Raw genomic sequence first — 24,992 nt, 5'->3', positions numbered from 1 at the left:
AGGCTCTATAATTTCTGTAGTGGGTAAAACCACTGTAGGAATTATGGAGTCTATTTTGTTGTAGAAAAAAGGCCCATAAGACCTATAATGAAAAAGTGACCAAACCCTCATTAGAAAGAATCTTATGGAACAATTAAATTTTATCACAAACATACTTGGAATTAATGACAAAAATATTATTATCTTAGATTATCTTGATACTGGAACGAATAAAGAAGTCATTGCTAAGCTCGATTATCCTGCCTCTAAATGTCTCAACTGTCAAGGACAAATGGCTAAATATGACTTTCAAATAGAATCCAAAATCCCCTACCTCGAATGTGCTGGCTACAAGACTCTCATTCGATTGAGAAAACGCCGTTTCCGCTGTAAAGACTGTGGAAAAATAGCCGTCGCGGAGACTTCCTTAGTCAAGAAGAATCACCAGATCGCAACCATCGTCAAACAGAAAATCACTCAAAAATTGATTGAGAAAGTCCCTATGACAGCTATCTCCGAAAGTTTATCTGTCTCCACTTCGACAGTCATTCGTCAGTTACATAAATTCAAATTTAAGACTGATCTTAACCACCTTCCAGAACACATGAGTTGGGATGAATATAGCTTCAAGAAAAGAAAGATAATCTTTGTTGCACAGGACTACGATACAAGAAAGATCCTAGCTATCTTAGATGGGCGGACTCAAGCAACGATTCGCAATCACTTCCTGCGCTATTCCAGACAGGTCCGAAATAGCGTGAAAATCATTACCATGGACATGTTTAGTCCCTACTATGACTTAGCTAAACAGCTTCGATTTCTAATTTCTAGGCTCAGGCTGAAACAGGCCCCCAGACTGTTTCACTCCCAAATGCTAAAATCATGCTGGACCGTTTTCACATTGTACAACATCTCAGTCAGCCTATGAGTCATGTCCGTGTTCAAATCATGAATCAGTTTCATCGAAAGTCTCATGAATACAAGGCTATCAAGCGCTACTGAAAGATCATCCAGCAGGATAGCCGTAAATTTAGTGATAAGCGATTTTATCGCCCTACTTTTCGTCTGCACTTGACGAATAAAGAAATTCTAGGCAAGCTTTACAAGCTTTTGAGCTATTCAGAAGACTTGAAATACCACTATAATGTCTATCAGCTCTTGCTTTTTCACTTTCAGAACAAGGAGCCTGAGAAATTTTTCGGACTTATTGAGGACAATCTAAAGCAGGTTCATCCTCTCTTTCATACTGTCTTTAAAACCTTTCTAAAGAACAAAGAGAAAATCGTCAACCTCTCCAATTACCCTATTCCAACGCAAAATTAGAAGCAACGAATAATCTCATCAAACTCATCAAGCGCAATGCCTTTGGTTTTCGGAACTTTGAAAACTTCAAAAAACGGATTTTTATCGCTCTGAACATCAAAAAAGAAAGAGACTGGGACAAAAGTCTAACCTTAAATATAAAAAGCGAACAAAATCAGTTATCTGACACTCAGAATTCTGTCTTGTTCGCTTTTTTGTCTAATCTATCGATTTTAAAAATTTATAATAAAGAATTCCTAAAATCAAAATCTTTTTGTTCCAGACTCTTTCTAGATCTTAGCTGACTTCAACCCACTACAGTTGATAAAGAGCCGTTTTTTAAGACAAAGCAAAAAGCCCACTGTTGTAGGCTTTCTGTAAGATATTTCTTAAAATTAAAGCATTTTGTTGTAGAATTCAACGACAAGTGCTTCGTTGATTTCTGGGTTGATTTCGTCGCGTTCTGGCAAGCGAGTCAATGAACCTTCCAATTTTTCAGCGTCGAATGATACGAATGCTGGACGTCCAAGAGTAGCTTCTACTGCTTCAAGGATTGCTGGAACTTTCAATGATTTTTCACGAACTGAGATCACTTGACCTGGAGTTACGCGGTATGATGGGATATCAACGCGTTTTCCGTCAACAAGGATGTGACCGTGGTTTACGAATTGACGAGCTTGACGACGAGTAGTCGCAAGACCAAGACGGTAAACAACGTTATCCAAACGACGTTCCAAAAGAAGCATGAAGTTGAAACCTAGGATTCCGCCTTTGATTTTTGTAGCTTGTACGAACAAGTTACGGAATTGTTTTTCACCTACACCGTAAGTGAAACGAAGTTTTTGTTTTTCAGCCAATTGCAAACCGTATTCTGACAATTTAGAACGGTTGTTTGGTCCGTGTTGTCCTGGTACGTAGTTACGACGTGCCAATTCTTTACCTGTACCTGTAAGTGAAAGGCCAAGGCGACGAGCTTGTTTCCAAGATGGTCCTGTATAACGTGACATGTGAATGTCCTCCTGATATAAATAATATTTCGGTGGAAATAGTCACTTAGAAAGCCCTGATTCGTGCAGATGCCCTTCGCCTAAACAGCCAAGGTTACTTGTCATAAGACACCTGTTGACGAGCTTCATGCTTTCCTGCTGCCATTTCACACAAAGTCTATTGTACCATGAAAAGCTAGATTTGTAAAGGGATTTTACGCCTTTATTTCAAATTGAGGCTGAATGTAAACTTGCTTCCTAAGCCATATTGACTTTCTGCTGTGATTTCCCCACCAAGCTGATGGGCTAGTTCTCGTGCAATCGCAAGACCTAATCCATGTCCACCTGTCTTCATATTGCGCGAAGTTTCTACACGATAAAGTCGTTTAAAGATCTTTTCCAAATCCTCAGGATGAATCCCCTGACCCTCGTCTTTCACACTGATTGTCAGCTCTTGTTCTGTTAATTGGGCAAGAACCTCGATTCTGGTTCCTGGTTCTGAATATTTAAAGGCATTGTTTAACAAATTGACTAGAATGCGAGAAAGTTTGTCAGAATGGCTCTTGATTTTTGCCGACTCAGGTAACACTTGAATATAAACATCTCGCTCCTCTTGTTCAATCTGGAGTTGAAATTCACTCATTGACTCAATCAGCAACTGATCTAAAAAGACCTCTTCGACTTCTTCATCAGCAGTTTCTTGAGGTTGTGTGTTAAGAGTCAAAACATCCAATTCCTCTACTAGCTTGTTTAGACGCTCAGTTTGCCGACCAATCGTGGCTAAGTAGTGGAGCCGCTCCTCTTCCTTAATCACTCCATCTAGAATTCCCTCCACAGTAACCTGAATGGAGGTAATGGGAGTTTTAATATCGTGAGAGAGTTGTGCAATCATCATTCTCTTTTCTTGCTCGCTCTCATCAAGTGATTGAAAGGTAGCCTGCAAATTGTGGGACATGTCATTAAAAGCCTGCCCCAGCTCTTGAAATTCTAATGGTCCTTTGGTTTCGATTTCTGTGCTGAAATCCTTGCCTGCTATATCCTGAGCTTGTTTTTTCAAATGTTTCAGAGAAGAAAAAACAGGCGACAAAAGAAAGATGCTCACTGCAGCGCCAATGAAACTAGCAATCAAGGTCATTCCAACTAGAAAGTAAACTTCACTTTTCTCAATCAACATTCTTTGGACTGCCCAGAAAACGACCAAAATCGTTAGTAGAGTCGACACTAGATACCCCACTAAAATATAGTTTTTTAATTTCATTTTCTACCTCTTGGTTTTTCCATCTTATAGCCCAAACCCCAGACAGTTTTGATAGCAGGAGCATTTGAATTTGTATACTTGGTCAACTCTTGCCTCAAAGCATGGATATGAACATTGAGTGTATTGGTATCATCCACATAGTCCTCTTGCCATACCTTCTCGTAAAGTTCCGTTTTTGAAAAGACTCTCTCAGGATTGCTGGCTAATACCCATAGAAGTTCAAAGGATTTTACTGTCAATTCCAAAGGTTGCTCCCCAATGCGAACCTCATGAGTCACATGGTTGATTACCAAGTCACCAAACTCGATCTGTTCTGTCTCTCCTCCACGGCTAAGGCGACGCAAGATATTATTCACTCTTAAAACCAATTCGCGTGGGCTAAAGGGTTTGACTATAAAATCATCTGCCCCCAAACTTAATCCATAAATCTTATCCTGTTCGCTTGTCTTAGCAGTTGTAAAGAGGAAGGGTTGATCCGGAGCGATATACTGAACTTCACTGATAAAATCATAACCGTTCATATTGGGCATCATGATATCTGTGATAATGAGGTCGATAGATTTTTTTCTGAAAAGTTCTAATCCCTCCTTACCATCATGGGCGACCAAAACATCGTAACCTGCCTGTATAAGATAGCGGTTTTGAATATCTAGAATATCTATCTCATCATCAACCAGCAAAATTGTCTTTTTCATCTGACACTCCTTCGATAAAAATAGTGTTATACTTGCTTTAGTATAACACTATTTCCCCTAATGTTTAAGTGATTTGAATCTTAATCTTCTCGTTTGGTTGTCAAACCCAAAAGTCCAACAAGACCTGCCAAGGCTAGACCAAAGATACCAAGGCCAGCTGTAGCCGTTTTAGCTTCCCCAGTATTTGGTAGCATCGCTTTATCATCTTTTTTCATCATATTAGCCATTGGGCTAGAAGCTGGTTGATCTACTTTCATATCTGACATATGGTTATTTGTACCCATCATACCCTCAGTCGTACCCGTAGAGCCTGTTTCAGAAGGCTTCGTATTCATCTGACCTTGTTGAGATGGTATTATCGCCATTTCTTTTCCATGAAGCTGAATCGTTACTTGACGAATAGCAATCAGATTGGTCAAATCAGGTTTGCCATCTTTAGCTCCATAGACTTTAACAGTAGCTAGATATGTATGGGTTCCGTTAGCTCGAAGTTGATCCAGCAAGGCCTGACCATCTTTGCCAACCGTATTGCCATTCAAATCCACTTCGTAGAAATATTGGCCTTTAGCCAAGCCTTCAAGTGGCAATAGGGCAGGATTTTTAGCTGTTCCGTTGTCTGACCATGGGGCTTTGTCTGAAGCTTTTAACAAGAGGCGAGTCAACATACCATCTCCACCAAAAGCTTCGTACGGAATAACTTGGTTAACACCTGCCAAGAATGGACCTGGAACATTTGCTTTTTCAAGGTAGCTAGCTGGAACATCAATGCTATTTTTGATGTTATTAGCAACAGAGTCTTTAACCTGATTTGATGTGGTCAAGCCAGACTCTTTAACCTGATTTGGTGTGGTCAAACCATTCAAATTAACAGTCAAATCTTTAGTCGCTACCAGATTAGTTAAGTCAGGCTTGCCGTCTTTTGCACCGTACACCTTGATAGTAGCTTTATAGCTTTGTGTACCATTTTGTTTTAAGAGATCAAGTAGCTCTTTATCTGATTTGCCTTGGGTGCCTGCTAAATCCACTTCGTAGAAGTAAAGGCCTTTGCCCAATTTCTCTACTGGTGGGAGAGCAGGATTTTTAGCTGAACCATTATCTGACCATGGAGCCTTATCAGATGCTTTCAAGATAAGGCGAGTCAACATGCCATCACCAGCGAATAATTCGTATGGAATGACTTGATTGACACCAGCTGTAAATGGTCCTGGGAAATTAGCTCTATCCAAGTAAGAAGCTGGGACATCTACTGTGTCTTTAGTGTTGTCAGCCACACCTTTTTGGACTTCAGCTGGGGTGGTCAAACCATTCAAGTTGACATCCAAATCTTTAGTTGCTACCAGATTAGTTAAGTCAGGCTTGCCGTCTTTTGCACCGTACACTTTGATGGTAGCTTTATAGCTATGTGTGCCGTTTTGTTTCAACAAGTCAAGCAGCTCTTTATCAGATTTACCTTGGGTGCCTGCCAAGTCCACTTCATAGAAGTAAAGGCCTTTGCCCAATTTTTCTACTGGTGGAAGAGCGGGATTTTTAGCTGTTCCGTTGTCTGACCATGGAGCCTTGTCAGAAGCTTTCAAGATAAGGCGAGTCAACATACCGTCACCAGCGAAGAATTCGTATGGAATAACTTGGTTGACACCGGCTGTGAATGGGCCTGGGAAATTGGCTTTGTCAAGGTAGCTAGCCGGAACATCTACTGTGTCTTTGGTATTATCAGCCACACCTTTTTGGACTTCAGCTGGGGTGGTCAAACCATTCAAGTTGACATCCAAATCTTTAGTTGCTACCAGATTAGTTAAGTCAGGCTTGCCGTCTTTTGCACCGTACACCTTGATAGTGGCTTTATAGCTTTGAGTGCCGTTTTGTTTTAAGAGGTCAAGTAGTTCTTTATCTGATTTGCCTTGGGTGCCTGCCAAATCCACTTCGTAGAAGTAAAGGCCTTTGCCCAATTTCTCTACTGGTGGGAGAGCGGGATTTTTAGCTGTTCCGTTGTCTGACCATGGAGCCTTATCAGATGCTTTCAAGATCAGGCGAGTCAACATGCCGTCTCCAGCGAAGAATTCGTATGGGATGACTTGGTTGACACCGGCGGTGAAGGGACCAGGAAAGTTAGCCTTGTCCAAGTAAGTGGCTGGGACATCTACTGTATCTTTTGTATTGTCAGCCACACCTTTTTGTACTTCAGCTGGGGTGGTCGCTGGTTGCGCTTCACTAGCTTCACGGTCTTGTCCAAAAACTGTAGGCGCAGGACTTTCCACAGGTTTAACTGCATCTTCTGTTTGTTTCTTAGAGTCAGGTTGTGCTTGTACTTCTTCTTTTGGCGCTACTGCCGGCTCTTTAGCAGTTGCGTCCGCTTTTTCTGAAGAGCTTGTAATATCCAAGCTTGCTTTAGGTGCTGAGTCTGCTTGTTCTGAAGGAAGAGCTACATCGACTGCTTTTTTGAGAACCTCTGCTGGTAAGTCGCTCTTTTCACTCACCAAAGCAGCGTCTGGCACAACTTGGGTAGGGGTCGGATTGACGACATCAGCACGTGCAGAACTTGGTTGACCAACTAGGACAAAGAAGCCACTAGCCACAACAACTGAAGCAACACCGACACTGAGACGGCGAATAGACCAACGAGTATATCTCTGATTTGGATTGAATTTCATAGGATTCTCCTTAGAGTTTTTCTTTATTTGATGGCTCTAGTATAATCTCCTAAAATTAAAAAGGATTAAGAAAAAGTTAAAATTTTTCTTAAATCCCTCTTATAAAATACTTATATTGATTCATTAATCATTGGGGAAGAAAACAGCCCTTCCTCTCCTACTCACTAAGCTCTGTTAGAGTATCCAAATGTTGGTTATTAATCACCGCCATGATATAGGCGCCTGACCGTAAAAGGTCATCGGGGCCGAATTGAACATCTAGAGGAGAATTTTCATAGTCACGAAATCCAAGTACATTGAGATTGTATCGCCCACGTAAATCTAGCTGGCTAAGACTTTTCCCCGCCCAAGATTGAGGGATTCTCATCTCGACAATTGAAACATTCTTGTCCAACTGAAAGACATCTACGCTGTTATGAAAGAGAATTCTCTGCGCTAATGAACGCCCCATTTCAAATTCCGGTGAGATGACCGAGTCCGCACCAATTTTCTCCAGTACCTTTTTAGCCATATGACTTTTTACCTTGGCAATGACGGTCGGCACCCCTAGACTTTTACAGTGCATGACTGCAAGAACACTGGATTCTAGATTTTCCCCCGTTGCGACAACCACGGTATCGCAGGTGTCAATCCCCGCTGATAGAAGGAGTTCTTCATCCGTGATATCCCCAACTACCCCACGCGCCAGCACGGGTTCAAATTGATTAATGCGCTCCTCGTGGTCATCAATAGCAATGATATTCATATGATGCTTGGCAAGAGCAGCCAAAACACTACTCCCAAAAATTCCCAAACCTAAAATTCCAATTGTCCGATCTGACATCGTTTTTCCTTTCTTATCCGATAGTGATATCTGCTTTCATATAGTGAATCATATCTTTCTTGTCTGGCTGGTATTCTGCTAAACTTACCAGTAGTGTCAAGGGGCCAATACGGCCGATAAACATCAACAACATAACGATGCTGAGAGCTAACTTGCCTAACTCTGGTGTTAAATTCGCCGTCACCCCAACTGTCGCAAGGGCTGAAATGGTCTCAAACATGAGGTAGATAAAGCGCGGATTTCCCTCTGCTGTTATCCCTAATAGAATCAAGCCCAGCAAGAAAGTCAGCAAGAAGATAATAAAGACACTGAAAGATTTTTGCACGGTTCGAGGTTCAATAGTTCTCCGAGCCACATTTGCATGAGGCAAGCCCAATAGTTCACTACGAGCGAAGGCTAACAAGACAAAGAAGGTCGTAATCTTGAGTCCCCCTGCTGTCCCTCCAGGCGCCCCGCCCAGAAACATCTGCAAGATGTAGATCAGCAAGGTGACCGGTCGAGCCTGGGTGTAGTCAATAGAGGCAAAACCTGCCGTTCTCATGCTGACAGTCTGGAAAAAGCTAACCAGCAGTTTCTCTGGAGCGCTGAGATTTCCAATCGTTCCAGGATTGTTCCACTCAATTAAGAGAGTCGATACTGTTCCAAAGAGTAAAATTCCCGCCGTTAAAAAGAGAACCAACTTGGTATGGAAACGCAGGCGGCGTTTTTTCTTTTTCCCAAACTGGGTCGCTAGGTCAAACCAGACCATAAATCCTAGACCACCCGTTATAATCAATCCTGCAATCACTAGATTGATCAAAGGGTCCGTCTGAAAGACTGCCAAACTCGTACTTCCAAAATTATCAAATCCAGCATTGCAGAAAGCTGAAATAGCCAAAAAGATAGAGGTTAACATCCCTCGCCCCCATCCAAATTCAGGAATGAAGCGAAAACTCAGGAGAAAGGCACCGAGCCCTTCTACCAGGAAAGTCGTCAAAAAGATCGAGCGGATGAAGTCCTTTAAGGACTGGGTTTCCCCATAACTAAAACTTTCTTGAATAGTCTCACGGCTACGAAGACTGAGCTTTTGTTTCCCTTGAATATAAAAGATTCCGATAAAGGTCATAAGCCCCAAACCACCGATCTGGATTAACAGCATGCAAATCAACTGGCCCCAGATATTGTAAGTAGAGGCCACCGGCTGGGTGAAGAGCCCTGTCACACAGACCATGGACACAGTCGTAAAGAGATGGTCAAAGTAGGTCGCTTGTGACGTTGCTGCTTGAACCCAGGGTAGGCTTAAAAGGAGCGAGCCCAAGAAGATAACTAAGGCAAAACTTAAAAAGATGCGACGAGCTGGTGATAATCGAACCAGCATCGTCTTGATTTTTTCCAAAAAAGATTTGAATAACATAACTACATTCTACCATAAAAACAGTAAGAACACTCACATGTGGTGCACAATAGCAAGACAGAGTTCGAGCGCCTTATCAAAAGCTTCCGAGCCCCAGTCACGACTGTCGTAGTTGTCCAGATCTGCCAAGGAATCTGCGGTAAAGAGTAACTCTCCCCAGACAACCCCACGTAGCTGAGCTACTGCCGCAAGAGCAGAGCACTCCATCTCCACAACAGCACAACCTTCTTCCTTGCGATAGGCAACCTTTTCAGCTGTCTCTCGGTAAAAACCATCTGTCGTCCAGGTCATAACTTCCTCATAAGGAATGCCTCTTTGTTCCAAGACTTGCTCAATGGCAGAGATAACCTCAATCTGCATCTCCATATAACGAGAAGGTGCTACATAGTGGTAGCTGGTTCCCTCATCTCGCAGAGCCCGAACAGGGACGAGAAAGGCATTTTCCTCTATATCGGCTAGGACGCCACAGGTTCCAGTGGAAATGATTTGCTCCACGCCATAGCCAATCAACCAATCCATAAACTGGGCCGCTGGAGCAGAGCCCACGGGCGCCTGGGCCAGACAGATCTCCTCGCCTTTGTAGTTGACGACATAGACTGGATAAGTCTTGGTGGCCGAAACGAACTCACCAATACAGTCCGCTCCTACTTCCTGAGCATAGCGGTCAATCTCCTCCTCCAAAAACGCATAGATACACTTCTTTGGCAACTTTAAGTCCAATCCCTCATGTGTTGGCATAAGGACCGCTTGGGGATTGTCATCAAACTCCAAAATGGGAATCGCATGTTTCTGAATCATAGCCCACCTCCTCTAATTTTGTACTATTGTATCAAAAGCTGACGGAGTGTCAAGGAGTTGTCTTTAGCAAGCCAGAAAACTCCTCTTCCATACATTTAAGAAATCGTTGCTCTGCTGGAGAGGTCGGTTTCTGTTTTAGTAAAGTGATTGAGGACTATCACCAAAATAGCAAATTCAATAATAAAAAAGCACGAATCTGCATCAGACAATATATACCCTTTTATATTATCTTGTGCAAGAAGCCAAACCAATAGAATCTAGCCTCCATTTTGTCTAGGCCTACTCTATTTCCACAAAGCACCTAAAATCTGTTTTTCTAATAAGTCTAAGTCTTCTTCATTTATTTCTCCATTGTCGCTAACGATATAAAGCTGAGCGAAGTAAGCCAACAATGGACCAACACAAATACGAACCATTTGAGGAATCGTTAACTCTGGATTTACACGTGGATCTGCTAGCAATTCTTTATGAAGCACTCGAAGTTTATCTTGAATAGCATTCCAGATAAAAATCTGTTCATTTTTTAGTTTCTTATTTGAAAAACTCTCCTGCAGAATGATTTTCATCAAAGCACGATTTTTTTTGAGATAGCTCATACGATCGTGGACGAGATAACGAACCCTCTCTTCTGTCGTTTCAAAAGCTAAGAGTTCCTCAAAAAAACTACCGAAAATGCCTGGGACTACAGGATGTAAAATAGCCGTCAGTAGATCATCCTTCGTCTTAAAATACTTAAACAAAGTTGCCTGGCTTAGTCCAGCACGCTCAGCTATGTGAAGAGTTGAGGTCCCATGGTAACTCCTAGTTGATATGAGGTCCACTGCTGCCTGCATAATTTTTTTCTTTCCTTGAGGGTAATTCGCTTCTTCTAAGTAATCTTCAAACGATTCAAAAACAGTCTTATCCATCTAATCTTCACACCTTTTTAGCATTATTTATGTTGATTTCTAAACTTTACGATAACGACGCAATCCAACAATATTGAGAATTGTTAAAATGATCAAGAAAATCATTAAAACACCAAGATTGGGCAAAATATCACCAAGATTGTGTCCGTAAAGAATAATCTGGCTTATTGCATCACCAGAATAGGTTAATGGCAAAAATTTCCCCACAGTTGGAGCCCATTCTCCCATGGATGACAATGGAATAATCCCTGAGAAAAAGAGTTGAGGCATAATCACGAGAGGAATAAATTGCATCATTTGGAATTCTGATTTTGCTAGAGTAGACAAGAGAATTCCAAAAGCTAGTGCTACAAGAGCCAGTACCACATTAACTATTATAACATTTAAAATATTTCCTACAACTTCTACATCTAGTAGCCAAATTGCTGCTAAGACGACAACTGCCGTTTGAAAAATCGCAATAATACCGTAAGACAACATATAGCCATAGACAATTTCAGAACGTTTCACTGGGGTTGCTAACAAGCGATCCAAGGTTCCACTTGTGCGCTCTTTCAAAAGTGCCATACCAGAAATCAAAAAGACAAAGAAGAAGACCACAAAGCCAATTAAAATTGGAATCATACGTGCAAAGAATCCAGTATTTTTATCTCCATATTGGTAAGATTCTTTGATTTCAGGCGCCTTTGCATCTAATTTCAATTGTGGAAAAGCTTGTTTGACACGAGATAGTAACTGATTGGTGCCTTCACTGGCGATACTTGTTCGTAACACTTGTCGTATCATAGATGTCTTGGAGGCATCTGTATTTGCATAGTCGACCTGATACTCACCGTCTTTATAAGAAATCACAGCATCGACTTTTTCATTTGCTAGCGCTTCTTTGGCCTGATCTAAGTCTTGATAAGTCTCGATGTCCACATGATCAAGCTCATCCATTTTCGTTACCAAACCAGTTGGTAGATCTTGTGTCGCTAACTTGACATTCACGGTTGTACTAGCTGAAAACATGAGGTTCATCAGCCACATAATAAATACCGGCGCTACAAACATCATAGCCAAGGTTCGTTTATCACGAAGCAATTCTTTGATAACTTTTTTAGCAATAGCAATGGTTCTCATCTTACTCTCCTTCTGCTTTCAAAAATACTTCTTCAATACTTGAAACTTGATAACTTTCTTTTAAGTGTTGCGGTGTATCAAAAGCAATGATTTTTCCACCTAATAATAAGCCGACCTTATCCGTTAACTCCGCCTCATCCATAACATGGGTGGTAACTAATATCCCAACCCCATTGTCTCTAAGCGCGAATAATTCTTTCCAGATTTTCTTCCGAAGAGAAGGGTCAATTCCAACTGTCGGTTCGTCCAAAATCAAGAGCTGAGGATTCCCCAGAAGCGCGATGGCTAAAGACAAGCGTCGCTTCATTCCTCCAGAATAACCGGATACCGTTTTATTCAAATGCTCTGTCAGATCCACTACTTGAGCTATATGAGCAATTTTCTCCTTTAGGTCTTTTTTAGAAAGCCCCTTTAGCTGACCAAAAAATTCCAGATTTTCTTGACCTGACAAGGCTTCATATAAGGCATCTGACTGGGCCATATAACCAATATCTCCTAAAATATGGCGATTAGGCATAGCGCGGTTTAACACTAAAGCTACGCCTCCATCAACCTTTTCCATTCCTAACGTGGTCTTAATCATAGTTGATTTACCAGCACCAGACGGACCAATTAAACCTATAATTTCTCCTGTCTGCAATTCAAAGCTGACATGATCCAGAACTATTTGATGGTCAAAAGATTTTACTAAATCTTGTAAATGTAGTAATGTTTTCATTTGCTTCCTCCTTTATGAGTGATTACTCACTTACTAAATATGAACCTATTATAGTGAGTGCTTACTCACTTGTCAAGAAAAAAGTTGAAATTCTTTAAAAAATAAAGCACCAGATATTATTATCTGATGTTTATAATGCACATGTCTTATTTCTAAAAATGTTTTTGAACTTCCTCTCTATACTCCGAAATGGTCTTTCCTGTCCACTTTTTAAAGGCCTATTTTTCCTCTACTTTTCTCGGCTAATCCAACCATCGTCATTGCTATCGCAACTCTAATGACCTTGGTAATGGGAATTCATTTTACTCATTTTTATATGAAACAGACTAAGAAATTTTCAAGACCTAATTGAAACCAAATTAGCCCTTGGAAGTCAAAAAATCCTCGAACTCTACGCTGACCGTCTAGCAGAATCAGACCAAATGCGGCATGGCATTTTTAAGAATTCGGTTAAGGGACGTAACCTACAAGCTGCTTACGTGGATGGATTGACTTTGGGAAACTTCTTCGCCTTCAACCAAGAGCTAAATAAAATGGGCGACGAAGCGCTCCCTTTTAAAATTCACCCTGAACATTTTATATTTGCTGGGGTGCACGGTGGACAGGAAGTGATGAAGTTGATTGGAGAGTACGGACAACCAACTTATCAAAAAATCTTTATCAGTCTAGATGCTGAAAAACCAGTCATTCCTGATGCTGATACAAAAATTTCTATGGCAGGTGATACAGCTACTCTCATGTCCGATCCAAGCCTTGATATCAAGATGTATGGCATGCACCAGTTCAAGATGAAAAAAGGTAGACTTCGCATCAAATTAGGTGTCTTTTCCCCAGAAGCAGCTCCAAGCGAGATGGTACTCGGTCACCACGAACACCTAGCAGTTGAATTTTTCAATTCCCTCGCAATCGCCTATCAAAACAAAACATTTAGGGGAAAACTACTCAATACTCTCTTAAAATTCAAGAAATTTAAGTAAACAAAAACGGGAGACTTAACAATTTAGCCTTTGAAAGCTACGATTATAAAACCACTCATAAAATATGAATCTACGATACAAAAAGGATAACATTGCTCTTAGAATGCTATCCTTTTTTATTTATCCTTGTCCACCAGGGGCTGGACCGCCAGGACCACCATTTCCTTGAGGGCCTCCATTTGGTCCACCGCCTCCAGGCATAGAGTTGACGATTTCCGTTTGTTTTTCGCCGTTGAGGTAGATATCTCCACCTGTGTAGGTCGCAGTTCCATCAAAGTCAAAACCTGTCTGACCAGTCATTTTAATGGTTCCGCCTGTGACCGTGATATTGCCGTTTGAGTCAATTGGGTCTGTATCCCCTTGACCAACTTCTACTGTCAGGTTACCACCGTTCATGGTAAAGAAAATCTCACTTTGTTGGGCGTTTTTATTAGCTGCATTGACTCCATCATCTGTCGAATAGATGGTAATGTCCCCACCGTTGATAGTGATGGACTTACCTTCAAGTCCTTCTGTCGAATTCTTGACGGTGTAGGTCCCACTATCGATGACGAGGTCTCCAGAAGCGTGGATGCCATCATCTCCTGCTGTAACGGTGATGTTGTTATTAGATAGGTACATGGTTCCGACTGAAGTATCCTCATCATTATCCACCTTGACTCCGTCTTCTTTAGCATCAATGATCATGGTCGTACCAGTGATGTTGAGCTCATCATTGACATTAAAGGCATCGCCAACTGCTGTGATGTTATAGGTTCCACCAGTGATGTGGAGGGTGTCGTTGGCCTTAATACCATTATTTTTCTTTCCTTCTACATTAAGAGTTCCTTTCCCGTTGATGGTTAAATCCACCTTAGAAAAGAGAGCTGCGTCGGCTTTTTCGTCACTGTTCGAGCTTGAGTCAGAGAGACTGTTGGTGGTTCCTTCTGCCAGAGTCAGGTAGACGTGGCCGACTGATGTCGCAGATATCGCTGCATTGGTATTGGTCATGGTTGCACCTTTTAGGACTAGGTGAACATCTGCTGACTTATCTGCCTCGACCTTGATCTGAACTCCGTCAGACTGACCTGAAATTACATAGGTGCCAGATTTTGTGATGGTCACTGTTGAGCCAGAAACTGTCACGCCATCTCCAGAGACGTTTGCAGATGAGCCAGATAGCTCAATCTTAGAAGCTGTGCTTTCATCATAAGAAGTATCATAGTCCTTCTCTGTAAAATAGGATGATTGATTTGTCTTTGTTGAAGTTGTTGTGGCACTATTTGTCGTTTCATTGGTAGTGGATGTAGTTGTTGACTGGGCACATGCTGCCATCAGCACCATTGCCGTTAAACTCGTTGCGAGTAGGGTCCATTTTTTTGATTTCATACCTTTTTCCTCTCCTTCGTATGATATAGCTAGACAGTCTACTGAAGATTCCTGAAACAAAACTAAAACTTTTCTGAAAGTTTCCTTAAATTCAGTTTGGATTAGATTTCGCCTAGTAATTTTTTAGAAAGGGCTGCTAAAACAATTTTTGAACTCTAGACTACCTTTAATAGATTTTTAAAACCAACATCCCTCAGTGCGATGTTTCCTTGACCAAGAAAGCAAAAAAGAAGAAAAATTTATAAGATTAGAGTTCATAAAAAGAACAGCCTGGGCTGTTCTTTTTAGTTTTCTTTAACTGGGATTTCCTTAATGACACGCGCAGGATTGCCACCTAGGACAACATTGTCTCCGAAGGACTTGGTAATCACGGCCCCTGCTCCCGCCACTACGTTATTGCCCAGTGTCACTCCAGGAAGGACAATGACGCCACCTCCAGCCCAGAAATTGTCACCGATGGTGATGGGCTTGCCGTATTCGACCCCTGAATTGCGTTCATGCGGATCCAGTGGATGGAGTGGGGTTAAAAACTGACAGTTGGGGCCAAGCATGGCATTGTTACCGATGCGAATCGGACAAACATCCAGCATGGTCAAGTTCCAATTAGAATAAAAATTTTCCCCTAGATGAATATTGACTCCATAATCGACCACCAGACGTGGATTGACATAGAGATTTTCCCCAGTTGAACCAAACCAACTTTTGATAATCTCCGCCCCTTTCAAGGGATCTAACTCCTGGTTGAAATCTGCCTGCTTCTGACGTGCTGTCTGAACCAAGACCCGCAACTCGGGGTCAAACGGATGATAGGGCTCTCCCGCTATCATTTTCCGGTATTCACTGGTCATCTTAATACCTCACACTTACTTTGAGGTCATCATATCAAAAAGACTTTGAAAGGTCAAGAATAGCCTGCTTTCTAAACTCTCAAAACCAAGCCCTCTCCCAAGTCAAAACAACTTGCTTGACAAAAGCTTGACTTCATGGTTTAATATACCCCATAAGGGTATGTTTGGAGGTGCCTATGTTTCACTTATTTACAAAAATTGACAGTATTTCTACCAGCGAGTTAGAAGTTAAACTCAAGGAACCGATTCAACTACTGGATGTTCGAACGCCTACGGAATTCCGTAGAGGTCATATCAAAAACGCCAAGAATGTTCCTTTAACAGAAATCGGTTCTTACACACCTGCGACAAAAGAAACACTTTATGTCATTTGTCATTCTGGTGTACGAAGCAAACTAGCCGCTAAAAAGCTAAAGAAAAAAGGTTACGATGTCGTCAATGTTCGAGGCGGTATGAGCGCTTGGAAAGGTAAGGTCATCTAAAAGCATAAAGGAGAAAGTCAATGAAAGTTATCATTGTTGGAGGAGTTGCAGGCGGTATGTCAGCAGCAACCCGCCTCAGACGTCTCATGGAAGACGCTGAAATCACTATTTTTGAGAAAGGTCCCTTTGTTTCCTTTGCAAACTGCGGACTTCCTTACTATGTTTCAGGAGAAATTTCAAACCGTGATAGTTTATTAGTCCAAACTCCTGAAAGTCTCAAAGCACGCTTTAATCTCGATGTGCGACCATTTCACGAGGTCATCAGCATTTCGCCAGCAGATCACACTGTGACCGTACGCTATGATGGACAGGAATTCACAGAAAGCTACGACAAGCTGATCCTCTCTCCAGGAGCTAAACCATTTGTTCCTACCATTGAAGGTTTGGCAGAAGCTAAGAATGCCTACACGCTCCGCAATGTTCCCGATCTTGATGAAATTATGGCGGCCTTGGACAATCATCCAAAAGAAGCTGTCGTCATCGGTGCAGGCTTTATCGGGCTTGAAATGGCTGAAAACCTGGCGAAACGTGGATTACAAGTTACCATCGTTGAGAAAGCACCCCATGTCTTGCCACCATTAGATCAGGAAATGGCGGCCTTTGTCCAAGCAGAATTGCTGGCAAATGGTGTTCGCGTTATCACTTCCCAGTCTGCAACTCGATTTGAAGACCAAGGAAAAGTCATCGCTCTCGAAAACGGTCAAAAGATCACTTCTGACCTCACCATCCTTTCTGTCGGTGTTGAACCTGAAAATGGACTAGCTAAGGCTGCAGGGATTGAACTGGGACTTCGTGGTGGGATCCTGGTCGATGAACATTATGAAACCAGTCAAAAAGATATTTTTGCAGTTGGGGATGCCATCGTCGTCAAGCAAGAGATTACGGGCCAAGACGCCCTCATCTCTCTCGCTTCTCCTGCCAATCGTCAGGGACGCCAAGTGGCGGACGTCATCGCAGGACTCGGGCGTACAAACAAGGGCAGTATCGGCACTGCTATCGTTCGTGCCTTTGATATGACAGCTGCTTCTACCGGTCTCAGCGAGCGTATCCTTAGCATGAATCAACTTCCTTACAAGGCACTTCATGTCAGCGGTAAAGACCACGCTGGTTATTATCCTGGCGCTACTGATATGACCTTGAAGCTCCTCTTTGACCCAAACACTGGAAAAATCTATGGCGCCCAAGGCGTCGGGAAGAAAGGTGTTGACAAACGAATCGATATCCTAGCAACTGCTATCAAGGGAAATCTCACCGTCTTTGACTTACCAGAATTGGAGTTCACCTATGCGCCACCATTTGGCTCCGCTAAGGATCCCGTCAACATGCTGGGCTACGCGGCCTTGAACCTAATCGAAGGTTTAAGTGACAATATTCAATGGTACCAGCTCGAAGACGAACTGGCAAAGGGCAAGAAATTCCTAGATGTACGAACAAGTGGCGAATTCCAAAGTGGTCGACTCAAAGTCGATACCATCCACATCCCCCTAAACGAACTACGGGAACGCTTGGATGAACTAGACAAGAACCAAGCCTACATCGTTAGCTGCCACAGTGGTTTGCGCAGCTATATCGCAGAGCGTATCCTCAAGCAAGCAGGATTTACCGTCCAAAACCTTGACGGCGCTTATTCACTATACAAAATGGCTAATCCAGAAGGAGTAGAATATGCTAACTAATATCAGCATGGCTGACTTTTATGAAAAATATCAAAATGAAAATCTAGATCTTATCGATGTCCGTGAAGTACATGAATTCCAAGCAGGACATGCACCAGGTGCCAAAAATCTTCCGTTAAGTAGCTTGGAGCAAGGCTACAAAGAACTCAAACTGGACCATGAATACCATGTCATCTGTCAAGGTGGAGTACGTTCCGCCTCTGCCTGTCAATTTCTCAGCGCCCAAGGCCTCAACGTTACCAATGTAGAAGGTGGTATGAATGCTTGGCCTGGTCAAGTAGAATAAGCAAACGAAGCTAGGCAAAAATCAATTTCAAGAGAAAATGAAGTAATACTCAATGAAAATTAAAGTGCAAACTAGGAAGCTAGCCGCAGGCTGTACTTGAGTACGGCAAGGTGAAGCTGACGTGGTTTGAATTTGATTTTCGAAGAGTATAAATCTCCCCACAATAAAACGCATAGTATCAAGGTTTTTCAACACCTGATACTATGCGTTTTTTAATTTTAAAGACTTTTTACTAGCCTCTCTTGATTCACATTAAACTATTCTAATAGTAGATAGACCTTTGCAACTCTTGTCTCAAAAATTAGTTTATTTCCGTTTGATTAGGTACTGAACAGCCTTTTCCAAGCGTTCCTTTTGAGCCTCAGGGTCCTCTAGCGGTTGGTTGATGCAAGCGGTGAGATTTTCGGTAATCATCATCTCAATCACGCGCTCAACACTGGAGCGAACTGCTGTCAACTGAGTAATGATATCTGCGCAGTCACGATCTTCATCGATCATCTTTTGAATCCCACGCAACTGGCCCTCTGAACGTTTCAGGCGTGTTATATACTTTGAGTTTGTCATTGATTTATCCTTGGTCACTTTTTCTTCATTATATCTCGAATACGGTTCTTTGTCAAAATTCTCATCCTATCTGTCTTTATAGGAGGCAAGCTTTTCTCTGGATTGGATAGAAAAATCTGCTGAACAGGAAAAAGGAGAACTAAGGCTGTTCTCCTTGAAGTACGATTGGGAAATCAAGTTTCCGATTAGTTATGCCTTATATCTTGGACAAAAAGGCTAGGATCACTATCCCATAGACTAGAACTAGAGCCAGCCCAAATCCGATACCAAACCACTTGTAAAACTTGTCCATTCCACTGTAACGTTCGACATAGGCCCTGGCCGGCTTGTCTGGATCATACCAGACCGTCAGCTCCGAATGAAGGGGGAAATGGGTCTGCATCAAGCGTTTGAAGGAAACAAAGGAGTTACTGTAGCGAGTGATTGAAGGCGCTAGCATATCTTCTCTTGTATAGTCCTTTAAAAATTTAGTAGTCCCCCACGGAATTGTGACCGTTTTGAACATAAAATACTGCAAGGTTTTCTTATAAGCAATCCCATCCACCGTGTATTCGACGATAGGTGGATACCCCTCACGAAAACGGCTATAGCCGATAACCGTTCCAGGAACGGATGACTTGGCAAGGCGGACCAACTTCTGATCCCGAAGATAGAGGAAAAGAAAGGTCCCACACACAAATACAAAAGATAGGAAGATGACGATTGTTCCAACTATCAAACCAATCACTTCTTTAGTCATATGAACTCCTCCTGTTATTCTATACAGTAAAATCTCAAAACTAACTCATCCAGAAAAGACATCGAAGCCCTGGAGTCTACTCTTCGGATTTTTCTTTTGACTGTTTTTCTCTTAAATCTTTCACAGATTTCGATATGATATCTCTCACCTGTTCGTCAGTAAGTCCTGGAATCTGGTAATAGGGATTATTGGACTCGCTTTTTGACGGTTTTGTTCCTGAATTTTCGGTTTTAGAACTTTGTTCAGTCGAAGACGAGGATTTCGACTCTGAGGAACTGGACGACTCAGACTCAGAAGGCTTGGACGTTTCAGGCGTTTTAGAATCAACCTTAGGTGGCTTGTTTACTTGGTCGTTCGGCTGTTTCACAGGTTTATAGAATAGCCCAAAAGACAACAGCAAGGCTATCAAGATCCCAATACCAGCCAAGGTTCTTTTATTTGCTTCAGCCGAGGGAACCTTTACTCCCTTTGTACTGAGTATTTTCCATTCTGGATGCTCTTTTTCTATAGCTTTTTTCTGTCTCCTAAGAGGACCAAGTAGAAAATGATTAAAAGGCACAATCGTTACCATAGCCACCGTTATAAGCGGGACATAATTGGAATGACTTGATACCAGTAGAACATCGAGTATAGCGAGAAGAATGAAGAGGAAACGCCCCACAAACTTACGAACTTGATGCTCTTTTTTGATTTGCAAATATCTCTCTTGTGACATCATTATCTCCTCTTTTCTATTTCTCTTCCCTAAATAATACTTTTCCCTGCTTGTATTTTCGTACGGCTAAAATCCAGCGGATTGGATTGTTTTGAAATAGTAGAAGAACCACGCTAATTGGGACGATCGTTGCTCCGATTGGTACCATGAACATGGACGGCTTAAACCATTCCTGTTCATAGTAAGGAATGAAAGTCGCAGGTATAGCAAAAAATACAACAATAACAAAAACAAATAGAAGAACGAGGATAACAAATAGATACAAGATGATTTTATCAACTGTTGGTTCCTTATCTGGTGACTTCCTCCAAAAAGTACTACTTTCAACCGCATCTTTAAACTGTTCTTCACTTGCTGGAACAAGCGACTTAGCCCCACTGTAGAAAAGTTTTTCAAATCCATAAACACTTCCGATAAAAACAAAAAGGATTGCGGCTAGATGGATAGGAATCATCCACTCACTCAATCTAAAGGGCATTATCAAGGAACGAATCCAAATACTGATGATAGCAACTAGCAAGAAAGCAAAAAAGAGAATCCAAGACCACTTGGATTTCTTTGAACTGATGGCGCCTTCACTATCTGGCAAGTTGCTAGATTCTGTCGTTAATGCCTCTCTCGTCCTTGTGTTATAGTAGATGGATTGCTGGCTTCCTTGGCCTATATAAATGATTTTTCTCATCTTACATTTCTCCCTCTTTTCCTCGGCTATCGTCCTGTAATGTCTCCATCAGCTCTTTGAACAGTCGTTTGCGCGTTTTCATCTGAAATTCATAGACAATATAAACAAGTGAAAAAATCCCTAACATATACATCATCAAGAACAGAAAATCAGAGTAGGTAAAATAACGATAGATGGAAAACAGAATCATGAGAAAACAAAAAACCTCAACTAGGACTGTCCATCTAGATTTTCTTCTAAGTGTTTTAATATTGGCTTTTGTTAACCTAACTTTTCTAAATCTATCTGTCTTCATTTTACGTCGGGTAGATTTGGCAAGGAGAATTGTCCCGAAAATTAAAAACAGAGACATCAAGATAAAGAAAAGCAGATTGAAAGGTGATGAGACATCTCCAAAGGTTTGGTTGAGCAACTTCGACAGCCGTTGCAAGGAAAAGACTGCAATAGGAGCTGCAATGGCTGAATAATTCATGCCTTGTTTTACTTCATAGAATACTTGATTTCTCAGATCATAATAAATAAAATAGTCCTCCAGAGGGCCCATATTGATTAATTTTTTTACACTTGTGTCCATCTTATTTCCCGTCTCCTAAACTCAATACGGATGTTCAAACAGAGTTCGACTTTCTCTTAAAAGCTTCGTGACAACGATTGCGAGCATTCTAGCCGATTTTTCGGCCTTTGCCTTCCTAGAGAAAGAAAAGTTTATTAGTATTATAGCATGAACCCCCAGAAAAGGGAAAATATCCCTGACCGATACCTTAGCTAGAGTCAAAAAAGGCTTCGTCATTTCATACAAAAGCGAACAAGTCCGCGTTCTAAAAACAGAATGCGAGCCTGTCCGCCTTTTTCTATGTATATGATGTGTTTTCTTCATCTCATCGTGCCAAGCGAATGCGGGTCACAATCCCGTCTGGGTCTATAAGATCCAACTCACTCGAATGTAACCACTTGATCGGAGCTTCCACCTCTTGTGCTTGCTCAACGATGGCTAAGAGTTCTTCCTTGCTTTCGACCTCAAGGACGTAGTAGAACAAGCCAGGCAAGCCCGATTTACGCGGAGCTAGACCTTTTCCAGCCCATTCGTTGACAGCCAGATGGTGATGGTACTTCCCGGCTGCTATCCAACTGGCACTAGGAATAGTAAATTTATCCTCTAGCCCTAACACTGTTTGATAAAACTGACTCGCCGCACGGCTATCCTTAACCGATAGATGGATATGCCCCATTCTCGTCCCTTCAGCTAGGAGAAAGGGATCTACCTTTTCCCCTAACTCATAAATGTCCTGTGCCGCAAGGGCCTCTGTCACACCGATAATGCGGCCGTCTTCTCGAATATCCCATGAAGACACTGGCTTATCACGGTAGAGTTCAATGCCATTTCCTTCCAAATCCTCCAGATAAAGGGCCTCACTGTATCCATGATCCGCACCTCCGACCAGAGGAATGCGCAAATCACTTAGGTGTTTCAGGACATCAGCCAAGGCTTTTCGTGTCGGCAACAAAATTGCCAGATGGTAGAGCCCATAATGCTCCCTTACTTCCCCAGCTTTTTCTGTCTGAATCAAGTGGACCAAGGCTTTTCTACCAAGTCCCAAAATTGCTTCTGTCTCTGTTTGAGATAAAATCTCCAAACCAATAATCTGGTGATAAAAAGCCGTTTGACTCTTCAAATCCTTGACATTTAAAACCACCTCGGCTAGGTAAATGTGGCTCTGGTATGCATAAGTCATAGGGTGTCTCCTTTTGTTTGTTGTAACTTTATCCGTTACATCAATTATACACTATTGAGATAAAATGTCAACGAAGTCAACTCAAAAGAGCTGGAAACCAGCTCTTCTTTTTATTTGACAACAAGCTCGTAGCGAGTTTTGCTGGTAAAGGTTTCCCCTGCTTTGAGAATAACTTGGTCTTTGAGGTCACTGTGAATGGCATCTGGTAAAGCTTGCGCTTCAAGGGCAATCCCATTGTGCTGAATCATTGGCTGACCAGCTATGATGACACTCTCATCTACAAAGTTTGCTGAGTAGACCACAAAGCAAGGAGCCTCTGTCTTGAAAAGTAGGAAACGACCTGAGTTTTGGTCATAAAGGAAACCAGCATTGTCATGACCTGCAGGAAGGGCAAATGGGTGATCCAAACCAGATACCAGCTGGATTTGCTCATCTTTCTCTGCAAAGATATCCTTCAACAAAGCACCATTGTAGATGTGTTTAACAACATCACGAGTGGCATCTGGAGTCTTAGCTGGAACACCGTCTGGAGCGATTGGGTAAATGCCCTCCGTATTTAGCTGAAAGACATGGCGGTCAACTGTCTGCGTGAAATCACCAGACAAGTTGAAGTAGCTGTGATTAGTTGGATTGACCAGCGTATCCTGATCTGTCGTCACCTTATAGCTGACTTCGTAGGCACCAGTTTCTTCCAAGTGGTAGCTAATCCAAATCTTGAGATTGCCAGGAAATCCTCCTGTCCCGTCTGTACGCTCGGTGTAGAGAGTCAAGCCATGGTCGCTCACTTCTACCAATTCAAACAAGCTGGAATCCCAACCTGTTGAACCACTGTGGTTACAGTTGCTAGCATTGTTGACTTCAAGATCATAGGTCTTGCCATTGAGCTCAAATGTCGCACCAGCGATACGGCCTGCTACTGGGCCCACACTAGCTCCATGCTTGGGACTATTGCCTACATAGCTAGCAAAATCATCAAAGTCTAAGATAACATTGGCAAAATTTCCAGCCTTGTCAGGTGTGACATAGCGCAAAATGGTCGCACCATAAGTCATAACTTCAAGCTGATAACCACCATCAGTCTCAAAGCGATAGGCCAAGACATCCTTGCCCTCATGATTTCCAAATACACGCTCTGTGTATGCTTTCATTTTCATCTCCTGTTTTCTATTTCTATTAAGTAAACAAACTATAGAAAGCATATTCACCATCTATGGTTGTAGTTCCTATTTTCAGAATCCTTTGTCAGGAAACCTTAAGTCTCTTCTTAACAAAAGAAGATTCTTCTATTCTTGTTTTATGCTTCCACACGTTCTTTCCATGAAGTCGCTGTTGTTTTAAGAACCTTGTTGAGTTCGTCAATGTTCTCAAAACCTGTTGTACGCAACCACTCACGAGCTGCTGCTTCGCCATGTTTGATGTAGGCTTCGACTGATCCAGCCCATGTTGCACGGCCGCAAAGAACTCCGTTGAAGTTTGCGCCTGATTCGTGGGCAAATACTAGCGTTTCTTGGAAGAGTTTAGCTGATACACCTGCACTCAAGTAGATGTATGGCAAGTTAGTAGCTTCGTCTTGAGCTTTAAAGAAGGCTGCTGCTTCTTCACGTGTATGAACGATTTCACCATCGCCAAAGCCTTCAACATATTTGACGTTGACTGGAACTTCCACTTTCAAAACATCGATGTTAAAGCGTGGGTCTGAGAAGACCTTCATGGCACCGATAACCTTGTGTGGTTTCACTTTGGCGTATTCTGCAGAACCTGCGTCAGCGATTTTTTCATCGTAAGCCAAGATTTCAAGGAAGAATGGAATATCTTCCGCCACACACTCAGAACCAATTCGTTCAATGTAGGCTTGTTTTTGTTGGTTGAGTTCATCAGAACTATCTACGTCATAGTAAAGCAAGAATTTGACAGCATCAGCGCCTTGTTCCTTGATACGTTTGGCAGACCAAACATCCAAGCAGTCTGGCAAGCGTTTAGTGCTTGTTGTGTCGTAGCCAATTTTCTCATAAGCAAGGAGAAGACCAGCATTGGCATCAAGGGCTTTTGTAGCTGGAAGTCCATACTCAGGGTCAAGGAGCATAGATGAAGCATATTTTGTCAATTCATCAGCCACCAAGACTTTAAGTTCTTCCATTTGAGCCACTGTTGGCTCTTCTGTTTGGTATTGAGCCATGAGGCGTTTCAAAGCACCACGTTGGTCAAAGGCAAGGGCTGAGATAATGCCGTTCTCGTCAGAGAGTTTTTGCAAGCAGGCAACTTTATTGGGACTTAATTGTAATTTACTCATAG

At 42.1% G+C, this 24,992-nt stretch carries 24 protein-coding genes and 1 pseudogene; 5 read left to right on the top strand and 20 right to left on the bottom strand.

The genetic code is table 11. From position 1 onward, the window contains the following. Nucleotides 1–124 precede the first annotated feature (124 nt). Nucleotides 125–1,412 (top strand): annotated as a pseudogene (locus AC4ME5_RS08550) (transposase); the annotation flags it as partial. A gap of 264 nt (nucleotides 1,413–1,676) precedes the next feature. Here AC4ME5_RS08550 and rpsD read toward each other — a convergent pair. From rpsD to AC4ME5_RS08500, 10 genes are all read right to left on the bottom strand, one after another. After that, nucleotides 1,677–2,288 carry a 30S ribosomal protein S4 gene (rpsD, locus tag AC4ME5_RS08545; protein ID WP_000092756.1) on the bottom strand — a complete coding sequence of 204 codons (612 nt, stop codon included), beginning with the start codon at nucleotides 2,286–2,288 and terminating at the stop codon, nucleotides 1,677–1,679. Between the two features lie 202 nt (nucleotides 2,289–2,490). Beyond that, on the bottom strand, nucleotides 2,491–3,525 hold the full coding sequence (locus AC4ME5_RS08540; RefSeq protein WP_491800508.1) for a sensor histidine kinase: 1,035 nt from the start codon (nucleotides 3,523–3,525) through the stop codon (nucleotides 2,491–2,493). Further along, nucleotides 3,522–4,220, bottom strand: a complete 699-nt coding sequence (locus AC4ME5_RS08535; RefSeq protein ID WP_045616680.1) for a response regulator transcription factor — start codon at nucleotides 4,218–4,220, stop codon at nucleotides 3,522–3,524. The genes AC4ME5_RS08540 and AC4ME5_RS08535 overlap by 4 nt, the downstream gene beginning before the upstream one ends. 80 nt (nucleotides 4,221–4,300) lie before the next feature. Beyond that, the gene (locus AC4ME5_RS08530; protein WP_491800507.1) at nucleotides 4,301–6,868 is read right to left on the bottom strand and encodes an SSURE domain-containing protein; all 2,568 of its coding nucleotides are present in this window, start codon (nucleotides 6,866–6,868) and stop codon (nucleotides 4,301–4,303) included. 157 nt (nucleotides 6,869–7,025) lie between these two features. Beyond that, complete coding sequence (locus tag AC4ME5_RS08525) at nucleotides 7,026–7,691, bottom strand: potassium channel family protein (RefSeq protein WP_001283890.1); 666 nt, start codon at nucleotides 7,689–7,691, stop codon at nucleotides 7,026–7,028. Between the two features lie 13 nt (nucleotides 7,692–7,704). After that, nucleotides 7,705–9,084, bottom strand: coding sequence for a TrkH family potassium uptake protein (locus tag AC4ME5_RS08520; RefSeq protein ID WP_033606291.1), 1,380 nt, complete (start codon nucleotides 9,082–9,084; stop codon nucleotides 7,705–7,707). Nucleotides 9,085–9,117: 33 nt separating this feature from the next. Further along, the gene (locus AC4ME5_RS08515) at nucleotides 9,118–9,882 is read right to left on the bottom strand and encodes a nucleoside phosphorylase (RefSeq protein WP_000615019.1); all 765 of its coding nucleotides are present in this window, start codon (nucleotides 9,880–9,882) and stop codon (nucleotides 9,118–9,120) included. A 284-nt stretch (nucleotides 9,883–10,166) separates the two neighbouring features. Next, nucleotides 10,167–10,790, bottom strand: a complete 624-nt coding sequence (locus tag AC4ME5_RS08510) for a TetR/AcrR family transcriptional regulator (protein WP_033606292.1) — start codon at nucleotides 10,788–10,790, stop codon at nucleotides 10,167–10,169. A 39-nt stretch (nucleotides 10,791–10,829) separates the two neighbouring features. Continuing rightward, nucleotides 10,830–11,912, bottom strand: a complete 1,083-nt coding sequence (locus AC4ME5_RS08505; RefSeq protein WP_491800506.1) for an ABC transporter permease — start codon at nucleotides 11,910–11,912, stop codon at nucleotides 10,830–10,832. Between the two features lies 1 nt (nucleotide 11,913). Continuing rightward, a complete protein-coding gene (locus AC4ME5_RS08500) occupies nucleotides 11,914–12,630 on the bottom strand; it encodes an ABC transporter ATP-binding protein (RefSeq protein ID WP_491800505.1) in 717 nt (238 codons plus the stop codon). 422 nt (nucleotides 12,631–13,052) lie between these two features. Here AC4ME5_RS08500 and AC4ME5_RS08495 point away from each other — a divergent pair, with 422 nt between their 5' ends. After that, complete coding sequence (locus tag AC4ME5_RS08495; RefSeq protein ID WP_491800504.1) at nucleotides 13,053–13,607, top strand: hypothetical protein; 555 nt, start codon at nucleotides 13,053–13,055, stop codon at nucleotides 13,605–13,607. A 120-nt stretch (nucleotides 13,608–13,727) separates the two neighbouring features. On the opposite strand, the gene AC4ME5_RS08490 is transcribed toward AC4ME5_RS08495, so the two are convergent. Next, entirely contained in the window at nucleotides 13,728–14,975 is a 1,248-nt protein-coding gene (locus AC4ME5_RS08490; protein WP_491800503.1) for a carbohydrate-binding domain-containing protein, read from the bottom strand. A 284-nt stretch (nucleotides 14,976–15,259) separates the two neighbouring features. After that, nucleotides 15,260–15,823, bottom strand: coding sequence for a sugar O-acetyltransferase (locus tag AC4ME5_RS08485; protein ID WP_096422915.1), 564 nt, complete (start codon nucleotides 15,821–15,823; stop codon nucleotides 15,260–15,262). A 176-nt stretch (nucleotides 15,824–15,999) separates the two neighbouring features. Here AC4ME5_RS08485 and AC4ME5_RS08480 point away from each other — a divergent pair, with 176 nt between their 5' ends. From AC4ME5_RS08480 to AC4ME5_RS08470, 3 genes are read left to right on the top strand one after another with little or no spacing between them, the layout of a single operon-like run. Continuing rightward, complete coding sequence (locus AC4ME5_RS08480; RefSeq protein WP_096422917.1) at nucleotides 16,000–16,305, top strand: rhodanese-like domain-containing protein; 306 nt, start codon at nucleotides 16,000–16,002, stop codon at nucleotides 16,303–16,305. Between the two features lie 20 nt (nucleotides 16,306–16,325). Next, nucleotides 16,326–17,981: an FAD-dependent oxidoreductase gene (locus AC4ME5_RS08475; protein WP_491800502.1), complete on the top strand. Its 1,656-nt coding sequence runs from the start codon at nucleotides 16,326–16,328 to the stop codon at nucleotides 17,979–17,981. Further along, entirely contained in the window at nucleotides 17,971–18,267 is a 297-nt protein-coding gene (locus tag AC4ME5_RS08470; protein WP_096422921.1) for a rhodanese-like domain-containing protein, read from the top strand. Before AC4ME5_RS08475 ends, AC4ME5_RS08470 begins: the two co-directional genes overlap by 11 nt. A 306-nt stretch (nucleotides 18,268–18,573) precedes the next feature. On the opposite strand, the gene AC4ME5_RS08465 is transcribed toward AC4ME5_RS08470, so the two are convergent. From AC4ME5_RS08465 to lacD, 8 genes are all read right to left on the bottom strand, one after another. Beyond that, nucleotides 18,574–18,831 (bottom strand): metal-sensitive transcriptional regulator, encoded by a 258-nt coding sequence (locus tag AC4ME5_RS08465; protein WP_000185157.1) that lies wholly within the window; start codon nucleotides 18,829–18,831, stop codon nucleotides 18,574–18,576. 196 nt (nucleotides 18,832–19,027) lie between these two features. Further along, complete coding sequence (locus tag AC4ME5_RS08460; RefSeq protein ID WP_007522615.1) at nucleotides 19,028–19,570, bottom strand: DUF3592 domain-containing protein; 543 nt, start codon at nucleotides 19,568–19,570, stop codon at nucleotides 19,028–19,030. A gap of 76 nt (nucleotides 19,571–19,646) precedes the next feature. Then, nucleotides 19,647–20,285, bottom strand: a complete 639-nt coding sequence (locus tag AC4ME5_RS08455) for a hypothetical protein (RefSeq protein ID WP_007522613.1) — start codon at nucleotides 20,283–20,285, stop codon at nucleotides 19,647–19,649. 16 nt (nucleotides 20,286–20,301) lie between these two features. Next, on the bottom strand, nucleotides 20,302–20,967 hold the full coding sequence (locus AC4ME5_RS08450; RefSeq protein WP_007522611.1) for a hypothetical protein: 666 nt from the start codon (nucleotides 20,965–20,967) through the stop codon (nucleotides 20,302–20,304). Between the two features lies 1 nt (nucleotide 20,968). Next, nucleotides 20,969–21,541: a hypothetical protein gene (locus AC4ME5_RS08445; protein WP_033583574.1), complete on the bottom strand. Its 573-nt coding sequence runs from the start codon at nucleotides 21,539–21,541 to the stop codon at nucleotides 20,969–20,971. Between the two features lie 304 nt (nucleotides 21,542–21,845). Beyond that, on the bottom strand, nucleotides 21,846–22,700 hold the full coding sequence (locus AC4ME5_RS08440) for a VOC family protein (protein WP_491800501.1): 855 nt from the start codon (nucleotides 22,698–22,700) through the stop codon (nucleotides 21,846–21,848). A gap of 110 nt (nucleotides 22,701–22,810) precedes the next feature. After that, nucleotides 22,811–23,848: an aldose epimerase family protein gene (locus AC4ME5_RS08435; protein ID WP_000649395.1), complete on the bottom strand. Its 1,038-nt coding sequence runs from the start codon at nucleotides 23,846–23,848 to the stop codon at nucleotides 22,811–22,813. A gap of 146 nt (nucleotides 23,849–23,994) precedes the next feature. Next, complete coding sequence (lacD, locus tag AC4ME5_RS08430; RefSeq protein ID WP_491800500.1) at nucleotides 23,995–24,990, bottom strand: tagatose-bisphosphate aldolase; 996 nt, start codon at nucleotides 24,988–24,990, stop codon at nucleotides 23,995–23,997. Nucleotides 24,991–24,992: the final 2 nt, after the last annotated feature.

The sequence above is a fragment of the Streptococcus sp. A69 genome (assembly GCF_058556195.1).
The sequence above is the reverse complement of the archived record's forward strand: the minus strand, read 5'-3'. Positions and strand labels throughout refer to the sequence as shown.